The organism is Arthrospiribacter ruber (genome assembly GCF_019343195.1).
Classification (GTDB): domain Bacteria; phylum Bacteroidota; class Bacteroidia; order Cytophagales; family Cyclobacteriaceae; genus Arthrospiribacter; species Arthrospiribacter ruber.
In genome coordinates this window covers 1-22,114 of the sequence record NZ_RPHB01000018.1, presented here as the reverse complement: position 1 = coordinate 22,114, position 22,114 = coordinate 1, and the positions used below count along the sequence as shown (strand labels likewise).

The window sequence follows — 22,114 nt, the reverse complement described above, 5'->3', positions numbered from 1 at the left end:
TATTCTGAACAAATACTGAATAACTGACTCTCAAAAACCCATTCACAGCACTCCCAAAGAAGTTTTACATCGGTTGGGAAACGAATATAAGATTCATAGCAGGTGGCATCCATCAGCAGAACATGGCTGTTGCTGACATCATATTTCCAGTGGTTGATCAGGATCTCCTGAAGCTTTTCCCAATCACAGTGGCTTTCTATATATGCCCTTATACGGGTCATGATCGTCATGTCTTTTATCTGCTGGTCTTCGGCAAGTACTTTGCCGCAGAAATACTGAAGTGACCAATCCGTATTGAAACGCTCCAGCAATTGCCTGTCACTGATATTAAAGTAGGCCTTCAAAAACATGAGTGCAAACATACCCTTTGCACCAAACCAGCTTGGTGCACCCCTGCCCACCCGTTCGTCCGGAAGACAGTCGATAAGTTCGTCCCAGGGAATGCTGTCGTGGATTCTGCCCAACAATGAATTCTTGAAAAAGTTATATTTTGGAGAATATCCTTCGAAATTTTTGAAAAGAGAAAGTTGTGCCATATCTTCAGATGTATTTTATTCTGCAACCTTAAAATACAAAAAAGAAAACCCCGAAAAAAGCTTAAAACAGCCGATTTCGGGGTTTTTGTGTTATGTTTTTGTTAATTATTTAATTGAATATCAGTCAGTTAAGAATTGAGCAAGAAGCCCTAAGTATCTATGAAATATCCTGTAACCTCTCCCCAAAAATTCCCATCATCTCATCATCAAAATCCAAATGTGTCACAAAACGAATCTGATCCTTGCCAAATTTGACGGCTTTGATTCCCTGGGCCTCTAATTTTGATAGCATTTCTGCTGGGGTGATTCCTGATAGCCTTGCTATCACAATATTGGTCAAGACTGGAAAAACCTCGGATACCAATGGATGTTGTTCCAGCATTTCACCGAGTTTTCTTGCTCTTGCATGGTCTTCTTTCAGCCGCACCACATGATGGTCCAATCCATAGATGGCTGCAGCAGCCAAAAATCCAGCCTGACGCATACCTCCACCAAAAGCTTTTCTAACTTTTCTTGCACGCTTGATGTCAGCTTTGGTTCCCAAAAGCACAGAACCTACCGGACAGCCCAATCCCTTGCTCAAACAAATAGAAATCGTATCAAACATTGCTCCCCATTCTTTGGGACTTTCACCAGATTCTACCAAAGCATTGAAAAGTCTGGCACCATCCAAATGCAACTTTAAGCCATACTGTTCACAGATCGCTTTGATGGGCTTGATTTCATCCAGTGTGTAGATACTTCCCCCACCTTTGTTCATGGTATTCTCCAGAGAAACCAATGTCGTCTCAGGTGCATGCACATCATCTGGATTGATGGCATCTAGAATATCCTGAGGACTTATTTTGCCGTAAGGACCATCAAGCAACTTAACCGAAGCATGGGAATTGGACATGATGCCGCCACCCTCGTAGAGGTAGATATGTGAATATTTATGGCAAATCACCTCCGTCTGCAACCCAGTATGCAAGCGGATGGCAATCTGATTGGTCATGGTACCAGATGGGCAAAACAAGCCAGCCTCCATACCAAACATGTCCGCCAGCTTTTGTTCCAGTGCATTCACTGTAGGATCTTCCCCAAATACATCATCCCCAATTTCCGCAGCCCACATGGCTTGAAGCATGGCCGGGGTAGGCTTGGTTAGGGTATCGCTTCTTAAATCTATAATCATAACTATTTTTTAATAGAATCAAGAATTAAGAACCAAGAATCAAGAGTATGCGAATCTAAGCTCTCGTTTCTCGCTTCTGTCTTTATTCTCTCCTTTGTCTATATTCTTGTCTCTTGTCTCTTGTTTCTTGTTTCTTGTTTCTTGTCTCTTTAATGAAAATATTTCATTTTCGAACTCTCCTCTGGCACCAATCCCTTAATCACTTCAGCAGCCTCAATCGGTCTGTCGGTAGCCAAGATGTCGGCACCGTTTTTTACAAATTCAGCATAAATATGATCACCCCGGGCGATGGCACTACGGTCTAAGTTGCCCAAGACACCAAGAATAGTGAAAACCCCTCTTTCGTGAAGCATTTGATTGAATTCCTGTGGTCTTTCAGAGGTACCAGTAAAAGCAATCCATTTTTCTACTGGAATTCCTGAATCTTCAAATCTTTGTAATTCCTCTTCATTTCTGATCGTCACAGACAACATCAAGTCAGGGTGAAGGGCATACACTTCCTTAGCCGCTTCTACGCTGTAGGTAATCACCGCGGCAAAAGGCTCTGCCTGCGCTTTCTTGATCGCATCCACGACCATTTCGAAAGGCACTTCACGCTTCACATCCACTGTAAAAAGCGTCTTCCCTCTGCCCCATTCCAAAACTTCTTTCAGCGTAGGAATGGTGAAACCTGTCAGCTTGCCTTCGTTATCTTTAAGCCTCAAAGCCCTGATTTCTTCATAGGTTTTGTCAATCACTTTGCCAGAGCCATTTGTGGTCCTGTCTAAGGTATTGTCGTGCATCAGCACCATCACAGAGTCTTTAGTCAGTGCCACATCAAACTCAAGAATGGAAGCTGTGTGTTTCAGGGTATTTTCAAAAGTCGCTATACAGTTTTCCGGAAAACCAGGATAAGGACCTCCTCTATGGGCGGAGACCATGGGAATTCTGTCTGGAGACCAGGTATAAAAGTCTTCCATTTCGGAAAGACTATTTACCTGAATTATATAGAGCTTTTCAAACTGCTTCTTACAAGAAATAAAGGCCAGTGCGGCAAATAAAACTGTAAGCAGTAAAAATTTATTTTTCATCAACATTCTTATCTTTTTTGAACCAGAAATCAAGCCCTGCTGACCTGGACTGAAACAGGTCTTCCATGTCCTGTATTTCCAGATTCAGTGCTTTGTTGGAGACCATAATTTCCACAAAAGAAATGGCCAATGAAACCAAAAGTGTGAACATGCTCCCTATAAATACATAATTGGCAGCTTGCTGGGCTTCTATAAAAATCAAGTACATACAGATGACACAAAGCAAAAAACTCAGCACGCCGCAGAGCTGCATGTATTTGATCATGCTGAGTCGCCTTTTGAGGTTGTGGATCTGTCCTATAATGATTTTTTCATCGGGATTTTCCAGGTACTTTTTGTGCAATCCCCTGATCAAGCTGGCAGTAGCCAAAAACCTATTCGTAAATGCCAACATCATCAAGGTGATGGCTGAAAAAAGCAATGCTGGTGTGGAGAGTTGGAGTTCCATTTTAAACAGGTATTTATTCAATTGGTAAATTAATAAATCAATTTTGGAACAAGCCCTATACCGGCTACACACTTAGATTTTTTTTCAAAAAAAATCCCAAACTGGTTTTGATACCGTTTGGGATTATTAATTTTTTTGAATATTATTTACCCTACATTCCCTATTACCACCAGATTCTCCAATGTAGGGCTTTCCGAACCTCCTTTTGGCTCAATGGTCACAGCAAAAGCACCTGCTGCTGCTACTGCTTGCATTTGTTGAAGGCTATATTTTCTTTCTGCATTGATCAAACCTATGCCCACTGGACCATCGTCACCGATTGCCCATAACTGATAATCCTGATTTTCGTCCAAATCAGACAGTCTATTCACGGAAATGAATACTGATGCAGCATCCTGATCCCACCACACATCTATTCTGGCATCTTTTTGAATTTCAAAAGGCTCACCCTTCATAGGAATTCTTTCATAATTTCCTGCAAGCAATGCTTCAAGTTGGGCATCTGTTTCTTCAAAATTGACCTTATACTGATCCAACTCTTCTGCTAGTTGTGATTGCTCTTGAAGCAAGGCAGTAAACCTGTTGTCAACATCCTTATACTGCACTGCAAAAAATATCGCTGCTATGGTAGCAATCACAGTTGTGACACAAGCTGCTGCGAAGTACGATTTCCATGGAGTCATGGCTACTCCTTTGGCAGCAGGCTTGGTTTCGGGCTTTAGTTGGCCTGAAGGTTTTTCTGCCTCGGCAAAATCACTTTCGAGAGAATCGAAGATTTTGGTTTTCACTTTGGCTGAAGGAGCTTTTCCTGTCTTATCATCAAATTCGAAGAACGTTTCTTCAATCTGATCCAGTTCGGCCCGGATTTCAGGATATTCATTGGCCAATCGGATAACTTCCTCTCTCTCCCGTTCGCTCAACTCTCCTAAAACAAAGAGTTCCAGCTTTCCTGTCGATATGTATGCTTTAATATCCACTAGATTTTTTCTAAATTCTTTTTCAATAAATTAAGGGCTGCACGGATCCTTGATTTGACTGTCCCCAAGGGAATATCAAATTCTTCAGCTATTTCAGAGTGGGTGTAACCTTTGAAATAGATGCATTCTACCACAAACCTTTGTTCCGTGTTTAAATTGAGAAGAAGTTCTTTAACACCAATCCCATCAACTAATTCAGCGGTACCAGATTCGCTTTCCAATCCATATACGAAATCATCTATGGTATTGGTCTTACTGCCCTGTGAAAATTCTTTAGACCTGGTCTTATCAATGGCTGCATTACGGCAAATGTTGGCCATCCAGGTATATAATCGCCCTTTGGATTCATCATAACTGTCTATCCTGCGGGTGATTTTGATAAAGGAATCATGAAATACCTCTTCCGCGATATCCGGGTCAGTAATTATCCTACCGATCACCGTAAAAAGTGCGCGTGAGTATTTTTCATATAAATACTCCACGGTCTTTCTGTCCTTTGCACGAAGTCCTGAAACAAGCTCTTTTTCTTCCAATGTATCGTTTTTTACGGAAATCAAAATTTCCTATAAAAAGAAAAACACAAGGTCAATTGTTTCACCTTGTGTTTCGAATATAAATAAATTTTTAGAATTATAAGTGAATTACTTCATCATATGCTGCGGCGGCCGCTTCCATCACTGCTTCGGACATGGTTGGGTGCGGGTGAACCGTTTTAACCAATTCCATTCCAGTAGTCTCTAATTTTCTGATAGCCACAATCTCAGCAATCATTTCAGTCACATTTGCACCTATCATGTGAGCTCCTAACAATTCTCCATATTTGGCATCAAAGATCAATTTAACAAAACCATCCTTTGCGCCGGCAGCTGATGCTTTTCCGGAAGCTGAGAAAGGAAACTTGCCCACTTTAATTTCATATCCAGCTTCTTTGGCCTTGGCTTCAGTATAACCAACGGAAGAAATTTCAGGCACACAATAAGTACATCCCGGAATATTGTTGTAATCCAATGGCTCAGGGTGATGGCCTGCTATTTTTTCTACACAAATTATACCCTCCGCAGAAGCCACGTGTGCCAATGCAGGCCCTGTAGTCACATCACCAATGGCATAATAACCTGGCATGTTGGTTTTATAATACTCGTCAACTTTGATTTTGCCTTTATCCACAAGGATCCCTACATCCTCCAAACCGATATTCTCTACATTGGAAACTACCCCAACAGCAGAAAGTACAATATCACAATCAATAGTGGACTCTGCTCCTTTTTTATCCTTGACAGTGACCTTGCAACCCTTTCCTTTGGTATCCACGGCGGTTACTTCTGTACTGGTCATGATCTTCATGCCTGCCTTTTTGTAGATCTTTTCCAAAGCCTTGGAAACTTCTTCATCCTCATTAGGGACGATTCTGTCCATAAACTCCACTATGGTCACTTCCACACCGATAGAGCTGTACACATAGGCGAATTCCACGCCGATGGCTCCTGAACCTACCACTACCATTTTCTCCGGTTTTTTATCCAAAGTCATGGCTTTTCTGTAACCGACTATCTTTTCGTTGTCAATTTTCAAAGCTGGGAGCTCTCGGGCTCTACCTCCGGTAGCAATGATGATATGGTCTGCGCCATAAGTGGTCTTCTTACCATCTTTGTCCTCAACTTCCACTTTTTTACCGGCCTTCACCTTGCCCCATCCTGTGATGACTTCAATCTTATTCTTTTTCATCAAAAACTGAATGCCTTTGGACATTCCGGCAGCCACATCTCGGCTTCTTTTGATCATACCGCCAAAATCGACTTCGGCATCTTTTACCTTTATTCCATAATCAGAAGCATGGTTGATATATTCAAAAACCTGGGCACTTTTGATAAGTGCTTTGGTCGGGATACAGCCCCAGTTAAGGCAGATCCCGCCTAACTCAGCCGCTTCCACTATGGCCGTCTTGAGCCCCAGCTGAGAAGCACGGATGGCTGCAACGTACCCTCCCGGGCCTGAACCTAAAACAATAACATCATATTTAGTCGAAGACATATTCTTTGGTTTTAATTTTCAAATAAGCTATGCAAAAATAAGGTTTTTGGGGAGAGTAAAAAATTGAAGGGGAATTGCTTTTGGGCTTAAAGAAAGTTCTCGCAAGGACGCAAAGAAAAAATTATTTAAATTAGCTTATTACTTAAAGTCATCTCAATTGCATAAAAGATGTTGAAATCAATGACCGAAAATGATATCGCTAAAGAAATTTTTGATTCTGCCTATCACATACATTACACCCTCGGTCCTGGTCTCTATGAAATTGTTTATGAGAATATTTTAGCTCATGAACTTGTAAAAAAAGGACTTCATGTAGTACGGCAGAAGGAAATCAAAGTCTATTGGGACGATCTCATCTTTGAGCAAGGCTTTAAAGCTGATCTAATTGTTGAAGACAAAGTTTTAATAGAAATCAAAGCTGTGGAAGCACTCCATCCCAACCATTTTAAGCAGGTAAACACCTATTTAAAACTTACTGATATCAAACTGGGACTATTAATTAATTTCAATGAAAAACTGATCAAATATGGTTTTAAAAGGATTGTAAATGGCCTGGAAGAGTGAAAATCAAGTGAAATCATTTATTTCTGAACCTTATAATTCTTTGCTTCTTCGCGTCTTTGCGTGAAAAATATTTATTTTTGACACTTTAACAAACACCAACCAAAATAATACAACATGGGATTATTAAGCGGAAAAACAGCTCTGATCACGGGAGCATCTAAAGGAATAGGAAGAGCCATTGCTATCAAATATGCACAGGAAGGAGCCAATGTAGCCTTCACTTACCTTTCAAGTGTAGAAAAAGGACAGGCTCTGGAGCAGGAACTTGCTGCTTTCGGCATCAAAGCAAAGGGTTTTCGCTCAGATGCATCTGATTTCAAAGCTGCCGAAGATCTGGTCAATGCCGTAGTTTCTGAATTCGGTGCCTTGGACATTCTGATCAACAATGCAGGTATCACCCGCGATAATCTCCTCATGAGAATGACAGAAGAAGCCTGGGATGAAGTGATTGGGATCAACCTCAAATCCTGCTTCAACACAGTGAAAGCCGCTACACGTACCATGATGAAGGCCAAAGCTGGATCCATTATCAACATCACTTCTGTGGTAGGAATCAAGGGAAATGCCGGTCAGGCCAACTATGCCGCATCCAAATCCGGAATCATTGGCTTCACCAAATCCGTTGCCCTTGAGTTGGGTTCCAGAAATATCCGCGCCAATGCCGTGGCCCCAGGATTTATCGAGACTGAAATGACTGGAGTTTTGGATGAAAAAACAGTTCAGGGCTGGAGAGATGCCATCCCTATGAAGCGTGGCGGACAGCCCGAAGAAGTTGCCAATACCTGTGTGTTCTTAGGTTCAGATATGAGTTCTTATATCTCTGGCCAGGTGATCCAGGTGGATGGAGCGATGCTTACTTGATTTAGGGATTTAGATTTAAGATTTTAGATTGTAGATTTAAGATTTAGGGGGAGCACTACATCATTATTCGGAGTTCGATATTCGAAATTCGAAATTTAGATTGAAGATTAGAGAAGTTATAAACACTTGAAAACCCAACCCTTAAAAACCTTTGAGGTCTTAAAGACCTCGAAGGTTTGATATTTTAAAAGAATCTTTGGGGTATCAAAAACCCAAAAGGTTTACCTAAGTGCACGGTATTTGCCTTATGTACCTGTATGAACATCAGAACAATAGGCATAATTGGTTTTTTAGGATGGGCTCTATTAGCTTGTAATGGGACTAATATCCAGAGGATTGTTGGCCCAAGCAATCCTTATGAGCAATATAGAAACTTTTTACAATCTACTGAGTTTGAAAATTCCGCCATGGTGAGGGATTGGATTGCAGCAGAGAAGGAAGCGATTTCCAAACCTATTACGATCAATTTGCCTTACCAAGAAATCACCCAGTTTGAGAAATCCAGACCACAGGCTGTTTACTTTGAATTTGACACTCAGGAGGGACAATTGATCACGGCTGAAATCAACCCTGTGTCTCAACCTGACGCAAAATTTTTTCTTGACTTGTATGAAATAGAAAATTCAGAACGCAAGCATCTGAAATTTGCCAAAGACACCAATAGGATCGAACAGAGGGTCAAAAACTCAGGCCGAATGGGTCTGAGGATACAGCCAGAACTCTTTCGGGGAGGAATTGTCGAGGTCAGAATTCTCCAAAACCCTTCCCTGGCCTTTCCTGTAGAGGGTAAAAATCACCGTTCCATTGCCTCTTTTTTTGGGGATCCCAGAGACGGTGGAAGACGAAGGCATGAAGGGGTAGATGTATTCGCACCGAGAGGAACACCGGTAGTATCTGTCAGTCCGGGCAGGGTGAGCCGCGTAGGAGTCAATAACCTTGGAGGAAAAACCGTAAGTGTCAGCCATGATGGTTATTCTTACTATTATGCCCATCTAGACACCCAACTGGTCCGAATGGGCCAAGCCGTGAAAACGGGAGATACACTTGGGACAGTTGGAAATACGGGAAATGCCATTACCACTCCTCCTCATCTACATTTTGGGATTTACAGAAGGGGGGCAGTAGATCCATATCCTTTTTTTGAAACTGCCTCTATGCAGGCTTCCCATACCCTTTCTGATTCAACCTATCTAGGCCGAATTGCTCGGGTAAACGTTGGTACAGCCAATATAAGGCAGTTCCCGAATACCAATGCAGCCATTTCTGGCAAACTTTCCCAAAACGAAGTTTTGCTGCTGGAAGGAAAACACAACGATTGGTTCAGGGTTAGGCTACCTGATGGCAGTCAAGGATATGTTTTTGAAAATCTGATCACAAATGACCTATCCCCTGTCCAAAAATTAAGGGAAACCCAAGGACTAATGGTTAGCGAGGATTATAATGAAAGAAATATTTTTGAGGCTTCTACAATCGCGGAAAGTGACCTGGAAGTTATCGGGAAATTTAAGGATGCGAAGTTATTAAGAACTGAATTGGGAAAGCTTTATTGGACTTTTTAAAATCTAAACCTTAGAGGCTGTCTCATAAATTGATCTTCAGATTTATTAACCAAACAAAATTCTGCTTAAGAGTCAATTCCTTTGTGACTTAGTGGCTTTGTGGCTTTGTGGCTTTGTGGCTAAAAATACCACGAAGGCTCAAAGACACAAAGTTTCACTGATAACAAACCAAATAAAATTTTAGTAATTTTTTAAAGCATTGAATTATGAGACAGCCTCTTTGATTTAAGATTATCAAAATGAGGGTCTACACATAAAGAAAAAAGCCCTCTAAAATCTCTCTAATTTCTATTTTTTACTTTAGACAAATCAATCTTGTAAAACTCGTATTCATCCTCCGTGATAGATTCCCCATTAGGTTTATTCAAATAAAATCCATCGGATGCTAAAAAATAATTCTCCAAAAGAACAACTTTATTAAACTCAATATAGTATATTGTAATGATATCATTTTAATATCATTACAATATGGAAAAACTTGTAAAACCCATTTCAGGCTATTTGATGGTTTCTGTGGCGATAGCCTTGATTCCGGCCATAATTTTCTCGTTTGCCAATGACATTACTTGGCTAGGCATAGTACTTACCGTACTGTTTATTTTAGTACTTCCGGGATTTTTCACTCTACAGCCCAACAAGGCTATGGTTCTGATTCTCTTTGGAGCCTACAAAGGCACCGTCAAAGCCAATGGTTTCTTTTGGGTCAATCCTTTTATGACCAAAACTAAAATTTCACTGAGGGTCAGGAACTTTGAAAACAAGCCACTGAAAGTCAATGACAAAATCGGCAATCCGGTCATGGTAGGTACCATTGTGGTCTGGCAGGTAGAGGACACCTTCAAGGCTACATTTGATGTCAATGATTATGAAAATTTCGTGCATTTACAGACTGATGCAGCTGTAAGAAAAATGGCGGGAAAGTACCCTTATGATGATTTTGAGGCTGAAGATGCGGAGATCACCCTTAGATCGGGGGTAGAGGAAGTCAATCACTCTCTTGAAGAGGAAATCATAGACCGACTCAGACATGCGGGTATAAAAGTAATTGAGGCCAGGATCTCGCACTTGGCTTATGCTTCAGAAATCGCCTCAGCCATGCTTCAAAGACAACAGGCTACAGCGATCGTGGCAGCCAGGAGAAAAATCGTCGACGGCGCTGTCGGCATGGTGGAAATGGCCTTGGAAGACCTCAAACTTAAGGGTATCATTGATTTTGAAGAGGAAAAGAAAGCCGCTATGGTCAGCAACCTGATGGTGGTACTTTGCTCAGATCGTTCCGCGAGTCCGGTACTGAATGTGGGTACGCTTAATCAATAGATCAATATGGTAGTCAATGAAACACATACTTTCAGAGGCACCTGGCTGATGTATGCCATCCTGATGCTGGAAATGCCAACCCTGATTCTAATGTTGGTCCTTTGGCAAACCGGTCACCTGGGTGATGATGGGCCGATTGCAGTTGCTGTTATTGCAGTTATCATGACAGCCGGTTTTATGTTAATCATGAATATCAAACTTGAATTGAGATTGGACAGGTATGGTTTGGCATTTCGAAATTCGCCTTTTCTAAATGGCTGGAAAAAATTCAGCGCTGATCAAATCCTTGAAGCAAAAATTAAAAAGACCGATGGTATGTTTGAGTATGGTGGAATAGGTCTTCGGATGGGAAGAAAGTTCAGGGCATATATTTTCATGGCAGACTATATTTTGGAGATCCAAACTTCAAAAAGAAAATATGCCTTTAGCCTAAAAGACCCGGTACTTGCAGAAGAACTGCTTAGTGAATGGAAAGTCCAAACCTCAATTGACAGCTAATTATGGGCAACTACGTATTCAAATTTGGAGTTTGGGGAATCCGATATAACTTCACTATGTGGGGATATAATGTAGCCGGAAATCAGGGCCTGAAAGTCACTTTGAAGGATAAAAAATTTCTGATCGGGACACAAAAACCGGAAGAAACGCGTAGCGCCATCAAACAGTTTGAAGAATTAAAATCAGCGTACAATGCCCGCTAAAAAACCATTTGCCCTTCGTCTTGACGAAAAAATGATGAAAGCCGTTGAAAAATGGGCTGCTGACGAATTCCGCAGTACCAATGGGCAGATCGAATGGATCATTCATGAGGCTTTGAAAAAAGCAGGCAGGCTTAAGGAAAAAGAATAAAACCTTCCAAAAGACTTGAATCTAAATTCTAATCTCTCACTTCTTCAGGAATTACGAATTTCAAAAGACGATTTACGAGGCTCACTATTTCCCATGCCTTTACTCTAATTTCCTTGAGCCTTGTTTGAAAACAATTTATGATTTACGAGGAACGATTTACGATGCCTTTTTGGATATCATACCTACCTTCTATTTTTCTAGCCTCTTGTTTCTTGTCTCTTGTCTCTTGTTTCTTGTCTCTTGTTTCTTGTTTCTTGTTTCTCTCTATTCAACATCCGGCGTATACAAAAGTTGTCCTGACTGAAAATCATACAGGGTGAGTTGCCTCAACTCATAATAGGCAGTCCAAAAGTCCCTCAAAGACTGTATATAAGCCCTTCTGTTCTGGTCCTTTTCCTGTTGGGCGATGTTGAGATCTGTAATGGTCACATTGCCATTCTGGTACCTTCTCAGGGAAATATCATAACGTTTATCCGCTACCTCATCAGACATTTTGGTGATATCAAGCCTTTCCTTGAGCATGCTGAAATTTTTGACTTTCGTGAATATCTCCTGCTCAAAATTGATCACATCCTGCTCTACGGTATATTCTACTAGCTTTTTGTTGGCCTCAGCCTGCCCCATTCGGGCTTTGTTACGGCCCCAATCCAATATGGGAACTAAGAAAGATAAATTGACCAAGGTCTGTCTATTGGGGTCAAAGTATATGTCCTGCCAGTTTAAGGCAGCATTGTTCAATCCATAACTTGCATTCAAAAACATATTGAACCGTTGCCCCCTGGCTTGTGCCACGCCGGATTCTGCTTCGAGGATTCTTCTGTCAAAGCCCAGCGCCTCCGCTCTGTTCTGAAAGGCAAAATCTATGGCTTGTTCCACATTGACAGAGAAGTCCGGAACTTCCCTTGGCGGTACCAAGCTGATGACTGCTGTTTCATTAAGGCCTACATAGGACTTTAACCTGAGAGAATTAGCCTCAAGGTCCAACCTGGCTTGGGCAAGATCCTGCTTGGCCTGCAACACTTGAAGCTCCACCTGCAACAGTTTGTCTTCATAAGTGGTCCCTATATTGTACCTGCCCTGTTCTATTTTGAGGATCTCTTGGGTATTGGTCAGGTTTTTAGAGGCTATTTCAAAGTTGACTTGGGAAATAAGAAAATCAAAGAAAAGCTGGGTCACTGTCTGACTGATCTGCTCCATTTCCTCTACAAACTCACGCTTACTTTCCTCATAGACCAATGGCTCAATTTTTTTGTCCCATTTCAGGGGATTGAATGCAAAAATGGGCTGGCTCAACCTCACGTTGATTGGCACACCGGACCATTGGGTCTGTGGAATGCCCTGTGGTGCCAGGAAATTGTCAAACCTATTGGTGGAAGAGTTGATCGAAATGTTCCCCCCTGTGGCAGCTATGGTTTGTTCCATACCAAGCTCCAAGTCCATCAGATTTTGCCGGACTTCGCGGAAACCTACACTACCATCTGGTTGGATTACGGTATTGACTGACTGCGAAAAACCGGGTACAGTACCCCCGAGCCTGAGTTGGGGATTGTAATTGGATCTAAAAAAGCGGTAATTCCAATAGCGGTTTTCCCGCCTGGTCTCTGCCCTCAGGGCAGCAGGAGAGCGGCTCTTGGCCCTTTGGACGATTTCATCTAATGTAAAGGAAAGACTTTCTTGAGAAAAAGAGGGCTTAGGCACCAATAGCACCAGCAAAATAAGCCCAGCAATCAAAATTTTATTCATACCTTAAAGATGTTATTGGGTCTTGACTAGCTGCTTTTCGAGCAGGAGCTATTCCGAAAATCAATCCTACGGTAGCAGCTACTCCAAATGAGAGCACAATAGAAGGAAGGGTTACCACGGTGGGAAAGTCCCCAAATTCAGCTACTAAAAGTGCTAAAACTATCCCCAAAATAACACCTATAATTCCTCCGGAAACACTGATCATTATGGATTCGAAAAGAAACTGATTGACAATATCGGATTTTTTTGCTCCTAACGAAAGCCTTAGGCCTATTTCTTTTATTCTTTCCAATACCGAGGCCAACATGATATTCATAATTCCTATCCCTCCGACCAAAAGTGAAATCCCAGCAATGGCTCCCAATACAATATTGAAAATATTCTGGGTCCTCTGTTGCTGCTTAAGCAACAACTCTGGAATGGTGATTTCAAAATCCACTACATTAAAGTGTCGCCGCTCCAAAAGCTTGGAAATCACCTCCGCAGTAGGTGTCAGCGCTTCACTTTCGGAAACTTGAATTGTCAACTTATCAATCTGATGGTAATTGGAGGAAGCTCTTTCCTCTTGTCTTAAATTTGAAGGCACCAATAAATCCCTGTTTTTGAATCTTACAAGCATGGTCTGAATGGGAATATATACATCCATATTGAAGTCTCTGATCCCAAGTTTGGAAATACTTTGCTCAGACACATATCGCTCCTCCATTACTCCAATGATCTCCAACCATTGATTGCCGCTTTTGATCCTTTTTCCAATGGGATTTTCTTTTGAAAAAAATTTACTTACTACCGATCGGCCAATAATACATACAGGGTCTCCATTGGTCATGTGCTTTTCGGTAAACATGCTCCCCTCTGCCAATCTGAAATCCAACACATCAAAATAAGCTGGAGTCACTCCAACCAATTTTGCAGATCTACGGATTCCTGCATTGACCAAATAAGTTTCTACTTCAATCTCAGGACTAATATTGAGAATCCCTGGTACAGCCTCTTGTATGGCCTCTACATCAAGAAGTCTTAGACCTGGTGAGAATTTCCCTCTTTCCTCTTCTACATCTGCATCATCTTCCAGGTTTTCCTCCCTTTGCTCAGACACCGGTTCTATGACGATATTGTTTACTCCTACAAGCTTGATCTGCTCTAAAATTTCCTGCTGGGCACCATTACCGATTGCCAACATCGCAATTACTGCTGCTACGCCGAAAATGATCCCTAAAGCCGTAAGCAATGACCTTAGCTTGTTTGCAATAACAGCTTCCAATGCAATGTGAAAATTGGCTAACAAGCGGGTTTTATTGTCTGTAATCATGCTCAGTACTCCGTTTCGATCTGAGTAAGATTTTCAGCATCTGCGGAAATATCCTGTAGCTCTGGGTTTCTCTTACCGTTTAGCTCATCCAACAAGTTGACTGCTACATTTTCCGACCAATTAGGTGTGGATAAATAGACCTGCTGCCCCACCTGAAGTCCTGATTCCACTATCACATAATTTGAATTGGACAATCCCAATTTGACTTCCTGTTTTTTACCGGATTTCAAATGGACATAATTGATGCTGTCATTTTCCGTATAGAGCGCTTCTAAGGGAATAAAAGTAGCTTCTTCAATTTCTTCTGCCACTATGGTGTTGCTCGTTGTCATCGCAGGCCTTAAGAGGGGATCTGATTCATTGACTACTATCGTAACCTCAAAAACCTTGGCATCGGAATTGGGCCTTTGCTGCCCTACATTGGCCACTTTAGTGACTTTTCCGGTAAGCTTTTTCTCCGGAAATGCATCTAGCCCCAGCTCAACCCGCTGTCCTGCTTCTACTTTTCGAATATCAACTTCATTGATATAAGTGATGCTTTGCATGTGAGTAAGATCCGGCAGCGTCGCTACTACTGGATTCCATGAAGAAACCTGAGACCCTTCTTTGATTTTTCCACCACGGCCCCAGACATAGATGACCATCCCATTTTGGGGAGCTGTCACTGTAAATTTCTCCAAGACCTCCTCTATTTGGTTCACTTCAGTTTGTACATCCTTTAGCTTGGCAGACACTTCCACCATCCTGGCTCTTTCCTGCATCAGCTTGATCCTGTACCTGTCTTTAGCTTGCTGCAAATCCCTTTTTGCCCTTTCTACACTGTTTTCATTTTGCTTGATGATGGCAGGAGGTTCGTATTGGGATTGCTCTAACACCAGCTCTCTTTCTTCCACGTCATATTGAAGATTAAGAATATTATCTCTTTCCTGTCTCAACACTAAGGAGGTGTCCAGTTGGGTTTGCTCAAAAAGCGCTAGGGTCTGTTCCAGATCCAGCCGCTTGTCTTCCAATCTGCCAAACAGCTCTGTCCTATCCAGCACTGCAACAACATCCCCCTTTTTTACAACGGTCCCTTCGTCTACCATCTCTTCAATGGTAAAATTCCCCACTCTAAACCTCCTGGCTTCTGTAGGACCTAAAACCTGCACTGAATTTAATGCCTGCAATTCTCCGGAAGTACTTATTTCCACTTTAAACTTCCCAGATTTCACCTCTGCGAGGATTTCGTTGCCTTCATTTGCTGAATCGGGTCTAAAAAGAAAGTAGGCCAGAATAGTCAAAAAAAATACAGTAATCCCTATATATATGTTTCGTTTTCTCATTTCCATTATCGGCTCAAATAGGTTTCCCTCAAAATTACTCCAAATCAAATTGGGGATTAGTCCAATTGGCATTTTATAAAGCCATTGACATAATTATCCCGTAGTTTATCTTGAAAGAAAATCTTTATTATCTATATCCGCAATTTTACCACTAACCAATTTAAATAAGTGCCAAGATCAATCCGATACTAATAGATATTGGATACTTATTGATAACTTGTCCCGGTTTATCGGGATTAGCTAGAAATCATAGGTTTGTCCAATTATTTAGGTTCTACTGGTAAGAAAGCGGATAATCATATTTCCTTTTACCCATTTCGGAAAATTCTTAAAGAGCCGAAAAAAAAGATATTGTTACCTTTGAGCGCAAAATCAAGCAGGCATGAAAACAATCATAAGTTTTGTCATCAGGTATATCCCCAGAAAGTACCTTCAATTGGTCTCCCACTTATTCCTGAGGGTATTGGCAATTTTTTATAAAGGAAACAAGGTATCCTGCAATGTCTGTGGAAGTAATTTCAGGAAATTTCTTCCCTATGGAAGAAAAGCCCGCGAAAATGCCCTTTGTCCTAACTGTCTGTCACTGGAAAGACACCGATTGATGTGGTTATTCCTCCAAAAAGAAACCGAATTTTTCACGAAAAAACTCAGGGTTTTACATATCGCTCCCGAAATCTGTTTTATAGACAGAATGGAAAAGCTGCCTAACCTGGAGTATATCACTGCGGATTTGGAATCCCCACTTGCCAAAGTAAAAATGGATGTACATGATATTCCCTTTGAAGCTGAAAGCTTTGATGTGGTATTTTGCAATCATGTCATGGAGCACGTAGAGGATGACCTACTGGCATGTAAAGAGATCAATCGTGTCCTCAAACCTGAGGGCTGGGGAATCATCCAATCCCCGGTATACGACCTTGAAAAAACTCTGGAAGACAAATCCATTACCGAACCTGCAGAAAAGGAAAGACGCTTTGGCCAAAGGGACCATGTGAGAAAATACGGAAAAGACTATGCCCAAAGACTGAGTAAATCAGGGCTTAATGTGACAGAGAACCTATTCGTTAAGACACTGCCCGACAACCTAGTTGAAAAGCACGCACTCCCAGAAAATGAAATTATTTTCCTCTGCAGAAAAGGCTCTGTCAGCCCCTGACCCATTTTCTCATCAACTCCGAAGCTAAGCCTGTCCCGTAGGCCAAGAGCTGACCAAAAGAAAAAATGAGAGATAATACTGCGGTTTTGGGACTTTTGAACTTAAGTCCCGAAGAAACCAAAATGGCCAAACTCCATAATCCCAATAAAAGCAACTGAAGCTGAAAAACCCTGACATCGATCAATAATACTACCGGCAAGGAAAGTAAAAACATTCCAAATCCCAGTGGCAATAGATGAACAGGTTTGATGGCCTCAGGGTGAAACCTGGATACATTCACCCTATTTCTTCCAAATGAATAACCCTGCCTGATAAAGCTCCAGAAAGTATTTTTTCTTTTGTGATATACAAAAGCCTCCCGAACCAGCTCCAGTTTAAAACCTGCCTTTTTAATCCGGATACTGATTTCTATATCCTCTGCTTGATTTGGATCCACAAAACCTCCGATTTTCTGGTAGACCCTTTTCGAAAAACCCATATTGAATCCTCTGGCCTGGAATTTTGAAGGATCCTTCAATTTACCCCTAATCCCCCCAGTAGTCAGGAAAGATGTCATGGCAAAGTCCATGGCTTTTTGGGCATCGGAAAAACCTGTTTCCGCCGCATCCGGTCCCCCATGAGCATCCAGATTACGCTCCAAAATCGCAGCGGAAAGCAAGTCCAGGTAATTAAATGGAATGATACAGTCAGAGTCGAAGAAGACAAAATAATCTCCTTTCGCCTGATCAATGCCAAAATTCCTAGCGAATCCTTGACCCACATTTTCTATAAAAAAATAGCTGATGTTCAATTGATCTACCATCTGCTCACAAATTTCCCGACAAGTATCTGAAGACCCATCTTCCACTATCAAAACTTCAAACCTTTTATAGGTTTGTTCTTTGAGGCTTTGCAGAAGTTCTGAGACTTCCTGAGGCCTATTGTACACCGGTATGATAATGGAAAATTGCATCAACTAAAGGAAGTTGATCTCTTCATCTATATTGTAATCTGCCTTCCGGCTATTATTGGAAGTCATCATCTCTGCCAAAAATCCTGTCAGAAATAGCTGAACCCCGACAATCAGGGCTACCAATGCGAGGAAAAACAAGGGCTGATCGGTAATATCCCTGACCCTAAAACCTCTGTAGACGCCATAGACTTTCTCAAAAATCAACCATGAGGTAATGATAAAGCCGGCCAAAAAGGATACTGTCCCCAATGACCCAAAAAAGTGCATTGGTTTCTTTTTGTACCTATTTACAAATGAGACAGAGATCAGGTCAAGAAATCCATTCAGAAAACGCTCTATACCAAATTTGGTCTGACCGTATTTCCTGGCCCTATGCTCTACCACTTTTTCTCCAATATTTGAAAAACCATTCCATTTGGCTATCAATGGAATGTAACGGTGCATCTCTCCGTATATGTGAATATTTTTGACAACCTTATTTTGATATGCTTTGAGCCCACAATTAAAATCGTGTAACTTTATTCCGGAAATGATCCTTGTCACCCAGTTGAAAAACCTGGAGGGAACCGTCTTGGTGATAGGGTCATGCCTTTTCTTTTTCCACCCTGACACGATTTCATACCCTTCAATTACTACCATTTCATAAAGATGGGGAATTTCATCTGGGCTATCCTGCATATCCGCATCCATGGTGATGACGACTTCACCTTGGGCTTTACCAAAACCAATATCCAAGGCTGCTGATTTGCCATAATTTCTGACAAAATTCACTCCTTTCACACTCGGATTCAATTTTGAAAGCTTACAGATTTCCTCCCAAGAACGGTCAGTACTCCCATCATTGACAAAAATGATCTCATAAGAAAAAGCATTCTCTTCCATTACCCTTTGGATCCAATTATGGAGTTCTGGCAAGGATTCCTGCTCATTAAATACGGGAATAATGACCGAAATCTGTATCATTAATAGGTGTATTCTTCTTTTTTCTGCACAATTGCGGCTACTATAAGGCCGATTACAAGCACTCCTAACATTACATTGATAAATGTAGCGATTCCCATAAACTCTGTGGTTTGGAAAAACTTCATAAACTCGGGAATCTGATCCGGATCTATTTCTGGCGCTCCCATCCTTTCTCTCATTTCTTCCTGAGCCTCCTGTATCCGTACCAAGTAATCGGTGTCTATAAATTTGAGATACAGGTAAAGCCCCACTGCCCGGATAGCACCACCAATGACACCAATCAACGCAATAAGCCCGAAAGCCCTTCCAAAGGAAATCAGCCCTTCATTGTCATCTTTGTATTCTTTGCAGGCCAAAAAATACACTGTAAATGCCAGTATCAATGTTACTAAAAACGAAATGACCTGCATGGCTACTCCTTGCGTCGCAAAATCAAAAACTGTGGACACAATAATGTAAATCAAGCCTATGAGTCCGTAAATTAGACCCCATTTTTTGGCTACATCGCCTACTGTAGTTTTTTCTTCCATGATTTCAGTTTGTTTTTCTTAAAATTATAGAAATAATGATTGTAAAAAACAGCCCAAAGACAATTTTCCAGATAAAGTCGTTGAGGGCTATCTGAAAAACATTTAATTCCTGAATACTCTGAAGGGTTTTTTCAAAGATTTCTTCACCATACTGCTCTATTGTGAAATCCTTTTTTTCAAGAGTTATGGCTACTTTATTTTCTCTAATTCTCTCAAAGAGCTCAGGCCAGGCGAATAGCCCCAAAAGAATCCCAACAAATGATACAACTGCGTTTAAAACATATACAACAAAGCCGACTGTCATCCCTTCCGCGAAGCTTAAGTGGTTTTGATTTACTTTTTTTCTAATAAAATAAAGGGTCGCCCCAATAAAGAAAGGTGTGACGGCAAAGCTGAAAACAATGCTCATCAATGTAGGATCATTGCCAAGAAGCCCCAGAATAAAAAAGGCAGCCAAGGACAGAATTCCCGCCAAAACTCCGATTTTGGTGGCGTAGGTAAAGTATTTTTTCATTTAAAATTTAGCAAGTTTGCCCTTATTGAATACCAGTTTCACTTTCCCTTTTAGCTTTTGGCCCATCCATGGGTGATTAGCAGATAAGGACAGGTTGGAGTTCCTGTCGTACAACCATTCTTCCTGAGGATCAAAAACGGTAAGGTTTTGGAGATCCTCCACCGAAGTTCCTAATACTGAATCTGGCCCATCAGTAATCTTAGAAATCAATAATGGCCAACCCAATTCCTCACTTAATCTATTGAGTCCTGGAAGAAAAGTCTGAAGACCTAACATTCCAAATTGAGCCAAATCAAATTCCATATACTTGGCATCAAAATCCTGGGGTTGGTGGTTGGACACGATAGCATCAATGGTACCGTCTTTCAACCCTTCCATCAGCGCATCTTTGTCCTCTTGAGACCTAAAAGGAGGCATCACTTTATAATTCGAGTCAAAAGACGTCAGATCTTCTTCTGAAAAAATCAACTGATACAAAGAAACATCCGCCGTAACATTCAGGCCAAGTGATTTGGCCTTTCGGATTTTGTCAACAGCTCCTTTGCTACTGATGGTCTGGAAGTGCATTCTACCTCCAGTATACGTCAAAACTTCAATATTTTTTTGAATAGCTACATCCTCAGCAATATTTGGTATACCTTTCATACCCATCCGGGTAGAAACGGTCCCTTCATGCATCTGTCCAAAAAGTGCCAGTAAAGGCTCAAAGCTATGATCAAACAAAACGCCTTGAAACTTCTTCAAATATTGCAAGGCTTTCATCAACCTATCCGGGTTGGATAATGGCTTTAACCCATCGCCAAACACTGTCACGCCTTGACTGTGCAAGTCAAGCATATCCGTAAAATCCTCTCCATGGGCATCTTTGGTGACAGCAGCCTGAATCAAAGGCTCAGTAATCCAGTTTTGGGTCTTGGCTTTAAAGAATTGAATGTCATTTTTATTTTGAAAAGCGGGAATAGTATTAGGTAAAACCACAGCTTTTGCAAATCCGCTTGCTGCCAAAAGCTCTCCAAGGCTATCAAGCGTTTCTTTGTATTCTTCTCCAGGTTCTCCAGAGCTGCACCTCAAATCAGTCCAACCTTTAGAACCCAAAAATGAGGAACAATCAATCACCTCATCATATTTCCCTTCTTTTACATCATTTACAAAGTGAACTTTGCCTTCTTTTATGATAAAATTTCTAGCTGAGTGGATTTTTCCCGAATCAATAACCCTTAAGGACCGAAGTAAAACAGACATGTCTTTTTGATTTGTGCAAAACTGCAACATTATTCAATAAAACGGAAATACAATAGAAATAAGGTAGAAATATTATGGAAATACGGCATAAAATAGAGTTTAGCCAAAATCCATTATTCAGGATATTCAATGGATATTAGATGGATACTGATTGATATTGGCTGATACTAAATGGATATTTCTAAAAGCCAACACAGCAAACCTTATCAAAAGCGAAGCATTATCTGTGTACATCTGTGAGATCTGTGGTTCACAATCGAGAGGTTACCAGCAAAGGAGGCCATGACACTTTTAGGGTACCGAAGCTGCTTCTTCCATCAGTACTGAAAACCTTAATTCTTACTCCTCTCTTCTTTGTTCTTTGTACTTGGTATTTCTTTTCTACCGCGGCGGAGCGGAACCGGAAGAGGTGGACCAAAAACAGTCCTGATCAGGGCATCCAACCCTTCCCCCGGTACTCCAACCCCCAAAACCTGCTCCTTCATCCTTCATCCTTCATACTTGGTACTTGGTACTATTACCCCCCATCCCCTAAAACACAAAAAAGCCTCCCAGTTTCCTGAAAGGCTCTATAATAATGGGGCGGCGATCCCGACATTCGGGACAGGCTCTACTCTCCCGTGCGCCGCGGCGTACCAGTACCATCGGCGCTGCAGGGCCTGTCCGTCATGGTGGAGCTTATCCGCCACACCGGACCTGGACAGGAAGATGTGGGCAAAAACAATCCTGTTCAGGGCATCCAACCCTTCCCCCGGTACTCCAAACCCCAAAACCTGCTCCTTCATCCTTCATCCTTCATCCTTCATACTTGGTACTATTAACCCCCATCCCCTAAAACACAAAAAAGCCCCCCAGTTTCCTGAAAGGCTCTATAAATAATGAGGCGGCGACCTACTCTCCCGGGTGTAACCCCAGTACCATCGGCGCTGCAGGGCTTAACTTCTCTGTTCGGGATGGGAAGAGGTGGAACCCCTGCGCGAGGCCGCCATGTCTT

General features: G+C 41.6%; 24 protein-coding genes and 1 rRNA gene. 9 read left to right on the top strand and 16 right to left on the bottom strand.

The genetic code is table 11. From position 1 onward, the window contains the following. The 7 genes from EGN73_RS22265 to lpdA all read right to left on the bottom strand — a co-directional run. Positions 1–536, bottom strand: a 536-nt coding sequence (locus EGN73_RS22265; protein ID WP_219294363.1) for a transposase, incomplete at its 3' end; no start/stop codon positions are given. A 157-nt stretch (positions 537–693) separates the two neighbouring features. Further along, a complete protein-coding gene (locus tag EGN73_RS22260) occupies positions 694–1,710 on the bottom strand; it encodes a threonine aldolase family protein (RefSeq protein WP_219294361.1) in 1,017 nt (338 codons plus the stop codon). 149 nt (positions 1,711–1,859) lie between these two features. Beyond that, positions 1,860–2,780, bottom strand: coding sequence for a glycerophosphodiester phosphodiesterase family protein (locus tag EGN73_RS22255; RefSeq protein ID WP_219294359.1), 921 nt, complete (start codon positions 2,778–2,780; stop codon positions 1,860–1,862). Then, the gene (locus EGN73_RS22250; protein ID WP_219294357.1) at positions 2,770–3,228 is read right to left on the bottom strand and encodes a DUF2721 domain-containing protein; all 459 of its coding nucleotides are present in this window, start codon (positions 3,226–3,228) and stop codon (positions 2,770–2,772) included. The genes EGN73_RS22255 and EGN73_RS22250 overlap by 11 nt, the downstream gene beginning before the upstream one ends. A gap of 146 nt (positions 3,229–3,374) precedes the next feature. Next, the gene (locus EGN73_RS22245) at positions 3,375–4,205 is read right to left on the bottom strand and encodes an anti-sigma factor (protein ID WP_219294355.1); all 831 of its coding nucleotides are present in this window, start codon (positions 4,203–4,205) and stop codon (positions 3,375–3,377) included. Further along, on the bottom strand, positions 4,205–4,738 hold the full coding sequence (locus EGN73_RS22240) for an RNA polymerase sigma factor (RefSeq protein ID WP_219294353.1): 534 nt from the start codon (positions 4,736–4,738) through the stop codon (positions 4,205–4,207). The genes EGN73_RS22245 and EGN73_RS22240 overlap by 1 nt, the downstream gene beginning before the upstream one ends. A 97-nt stretch (positions 4,739–4,835) precedes the next feature. Next, entirely contained in the window at positions 4,836–6,236 is a 1,401-nt protein-coding gene (gene lpdA / locus EGN73_RS22235; RefSeq protein ID WP_009035965.1) for a dihydrolipoyl dehydrogenase, read from the bottom strand. Between the two features lie 168 nt (positions 6,237–6,404). Between lpdA and EGN73_RS22230 the strand changes: the two genes are divergently transcribed. The 7 genes from EGN73_RS22230 (at position 6,405) to EGN73_RS22200 (ending at position 11,386) form a co-directional block, all read left to right on the top strand. Next, the gene (locus tag EGN73_RS22230; RefSeq protein ID WP_246611705.1) at positions 6,405–6,800 is read left to right on the top strand and encodes a GxxExxY protein; all 396 of its coding nucleotides are present in this window, start codon (positions 6,405–6,407) and stop codon (positions 6,798–6,800) included. Positions 6,801–6,914: 114 nt separating this feature from the next. Beyond that, on the top strand, positions 6,915–7,661 hold the full coding sequence (fabG, locus tag EGN73_RS22225; RefSeq protein ID WP_219294351.1) for a 3-oxoacyl-[acyl-carrier-protein] reductase: 747 nt from the start codon (positions 6,915–6,917) through the stop codon (positions 7,659–7,661). A gap of 257 nt (positions 7,662–7,918) precedes the next feature. Further along, the gene (locus EGN73_RS22220) at positions 7,919–9,220 is read left to right on the top strand and encodes a M23 family metallopeptidase (RefSeq protein ID WP_219294349.1); all 1,302 of its coding nucleotides are present in this window, start codon (positions 7,919–7,921) and stop codon (positions 9,218–9,220) included. A gap of 468 nt (positions 9,221–9,688) precedes the next feature. After that, on the top strand, positions 9,689–10,537 hold the full coding sequence (locus EGN73_RS22215; protein ID WP_009035969.1) for an SPFH domain-containing protein: 849 nt from the start codon (positions 9,689–9,691) through the stop codon (positions 10,535–10,537). Positions 10,538–10,543: 6 nt separating this feature from the next. Next, a complete protein-coding gene (locus EGN73_RS22210; protein ID WP_219294347.1) occupies positions 10,544–11,035 on the top strand; it encodes a hypothetical protein in 492 nt (163 codons plus the stop codon). Positions 11,036–11,037: 2 nt separating this feature from the next. Continuing rightward, positions 11,038–11,238 carry a hypothetical protein gene (locus EGN73_RS22205; protein WP_219294345.1) on the top strand — a complete coding sequence of 67 codons (201 nt, stop codon included), beginning with the start codon at positions 11,038–11,040 and terminating at the stop codon, positions 11,236–11,238. After that, complete coding sequence (locus EGN73_RS22200; RefSeq protein ID WP_219294343.1) at positions 11,228–11,386, top strand: type II toxin-antitoxin system antitoxin; 159 nt, start codon at positions 11,228–11,230, stop codon at positions 11,384–11,386. The genes EGN73_RS22205 and EGN73_RS22200 overlap by 11 nt, the downstream gene beginning before the upstream one ends. 264 nt (positions 11,387–11,650) lie before the next feature. Here EGN73_RS22200 and EGN73_RS22195 read toward each other — a convergent pair whose 3' ends face one another. The 3 genes from EGN73_RS22195 to EGN73_RS22185 are packed head-to-tail and all read right to left on the bottom strand — an operon-like array spanning position 11,651 to position 15,763. Further along, positions 11,651–13,129 (bottom strand): TolC family protein, encoded by a 1,479-nt coding sequence (locus EGN73_RS22195; protein WP_219294341.1) that lies wholly within the window; start codon positions 13,127–13,129, stop codon positions 11,651–11,653. Next, complete coding sequence (locus EGN73_RS22190) at positions 13,122–14,441, bottom strand: ABC transporter permease (RefSeq protein ID WP_219294339.1); 1,320 nt, start codon at positions 14,439–14,441, stop codon at positions 13,122–13,124. The genes EGN73_RS22195 and EGN73_RS22190 overlap by 8 nt, the downstream gene beginning before the upstream one ends. A 2-nt stretch (positions 14,442–14,443) precedes the next feature. Continuing rightward, on the bottom strand, positions 14,444–15,763 hold the full coding sequence (locus EGN73_RS22185; protein WP_219294337.1) for an efflux RND transporter periplasmic adaptor subunit: 1,320 nt from the start codon (positions 15,761–15,763) through the stop codon (positions 14,444–14,446). 382 nt (positions 15,764–16,145) lie between these two features. Here EGN73_RS22185 and EGN73_RS22180 point away from each other — a divergent pair, with 382 nt between their 5' ends. Next, positions 16,146–16,919, top strand: a complete 774-nt coding sequence (locus EGN73_RS22180) for a class I SAM-dependent methyltransferase (RefSeq protein WP_219294335.1) — start codon at positions 16,146–16,148, stop codon at positions 16,917–16,919. Here the strand turns inward: EGN73_RS22180 and EGN73_RS22175 are convergent. Genes EGN73_RS22175 through EGN73_RS22155 form a run of 5 tightly spaced genes read right to left on the bottom strand, consistent with a single transcriptional unit; the run spans position 16,909 to position 21,120 of the window. Further along, positions 16,909–17,871 carry a glycosyltransferase gene (locus EGN73_RS22175; RefSeq protein ID WP_219294333.1) on the bottom strand — a complete coding sequence of 321 codons (963 nt, stop codon included), beginning with the start codon at positions 17,869–17,871 and terminating at the stop codon, positions 16,909–16,911. The two genes, EGN73_RS22180 and EGN73_RS22175, sit on opposite strands and share 11 nt — an antisense overlap. 3 nt (positions 17,872–17,874) lie before the next feature. Next, entirely contained in the window at positions 17,875–18,834 is a 960-nt protein-coding gene (locus EGN73_RS22170; RefSeq protein WP_219294331.1) for a glycosyltransferase family 2 protein, read from the bottom strand. Next, entirely contained in the window at positions 18,834–19,364 is a 531-nt protein-coding gene (locus EGN73_RS22165; RefSeq protein ID WP_219294329.1) for a DUF4199 domain-containing protein, read from the bottom strand. The genes EGN73_RS22170 and EGN73_RS22165 overlap by 1 nt, the downstream gene beginning before the upstream one ends. A gap of 4 nt (positions 19,365–19,368) precedes the next feature. Beyond that, positions 19,369–19,878 carry a DUF4199 domain-containing protein gene (locus EGN73_RS22160; protein ID WP_219294327.1) on the bottom strand — a complete coding sequence of 170 codons (510 nt, stop codon included), beginning with the start codon at positions 19,876–19,878 and terminating at the stop codon, positions 19,369–19,371. After that, positions 19,879–21,120: a dihydroorotase gene (locus EGN73_RS22155; RefSeq protein WP_219294325.1), complete on the bottom strand. Its 1,242-nt coding sequence runs from the start codon at positions 21,118–21,120 to the stop codon at positions 19,879–19,881. It abuts the gene before it with no gap. Between the two features lie 668 nt (positions 21,121–21,788). Here EGN73_RS22155 and EGN73_RS22150 point away from each other — a divergent pair. Continuing rightward, complete coding sequence (locus EGN73_RS22150) at positions 21,789–21,941, top strand: hypothetical protein (RefSeq protein ID WP_219294069.1); 153 nt, start codon at positions 21,789–21,791, stop codon at positions 21,939–21,941. A gap of 57 nt (positions 21,942–21,998) precedes the next feature. Here EGN73_RS22150 and rrf read toward each other — a convergent pair. After that, positions 21,999–22,110: ribosomal RNA gene (gene rrf, locus EGN73_RS22145) — 5S ribosomal RNA — on the bottom strand. Positions 22,111–22,114 lie beyond the last annotated feature (4 nt).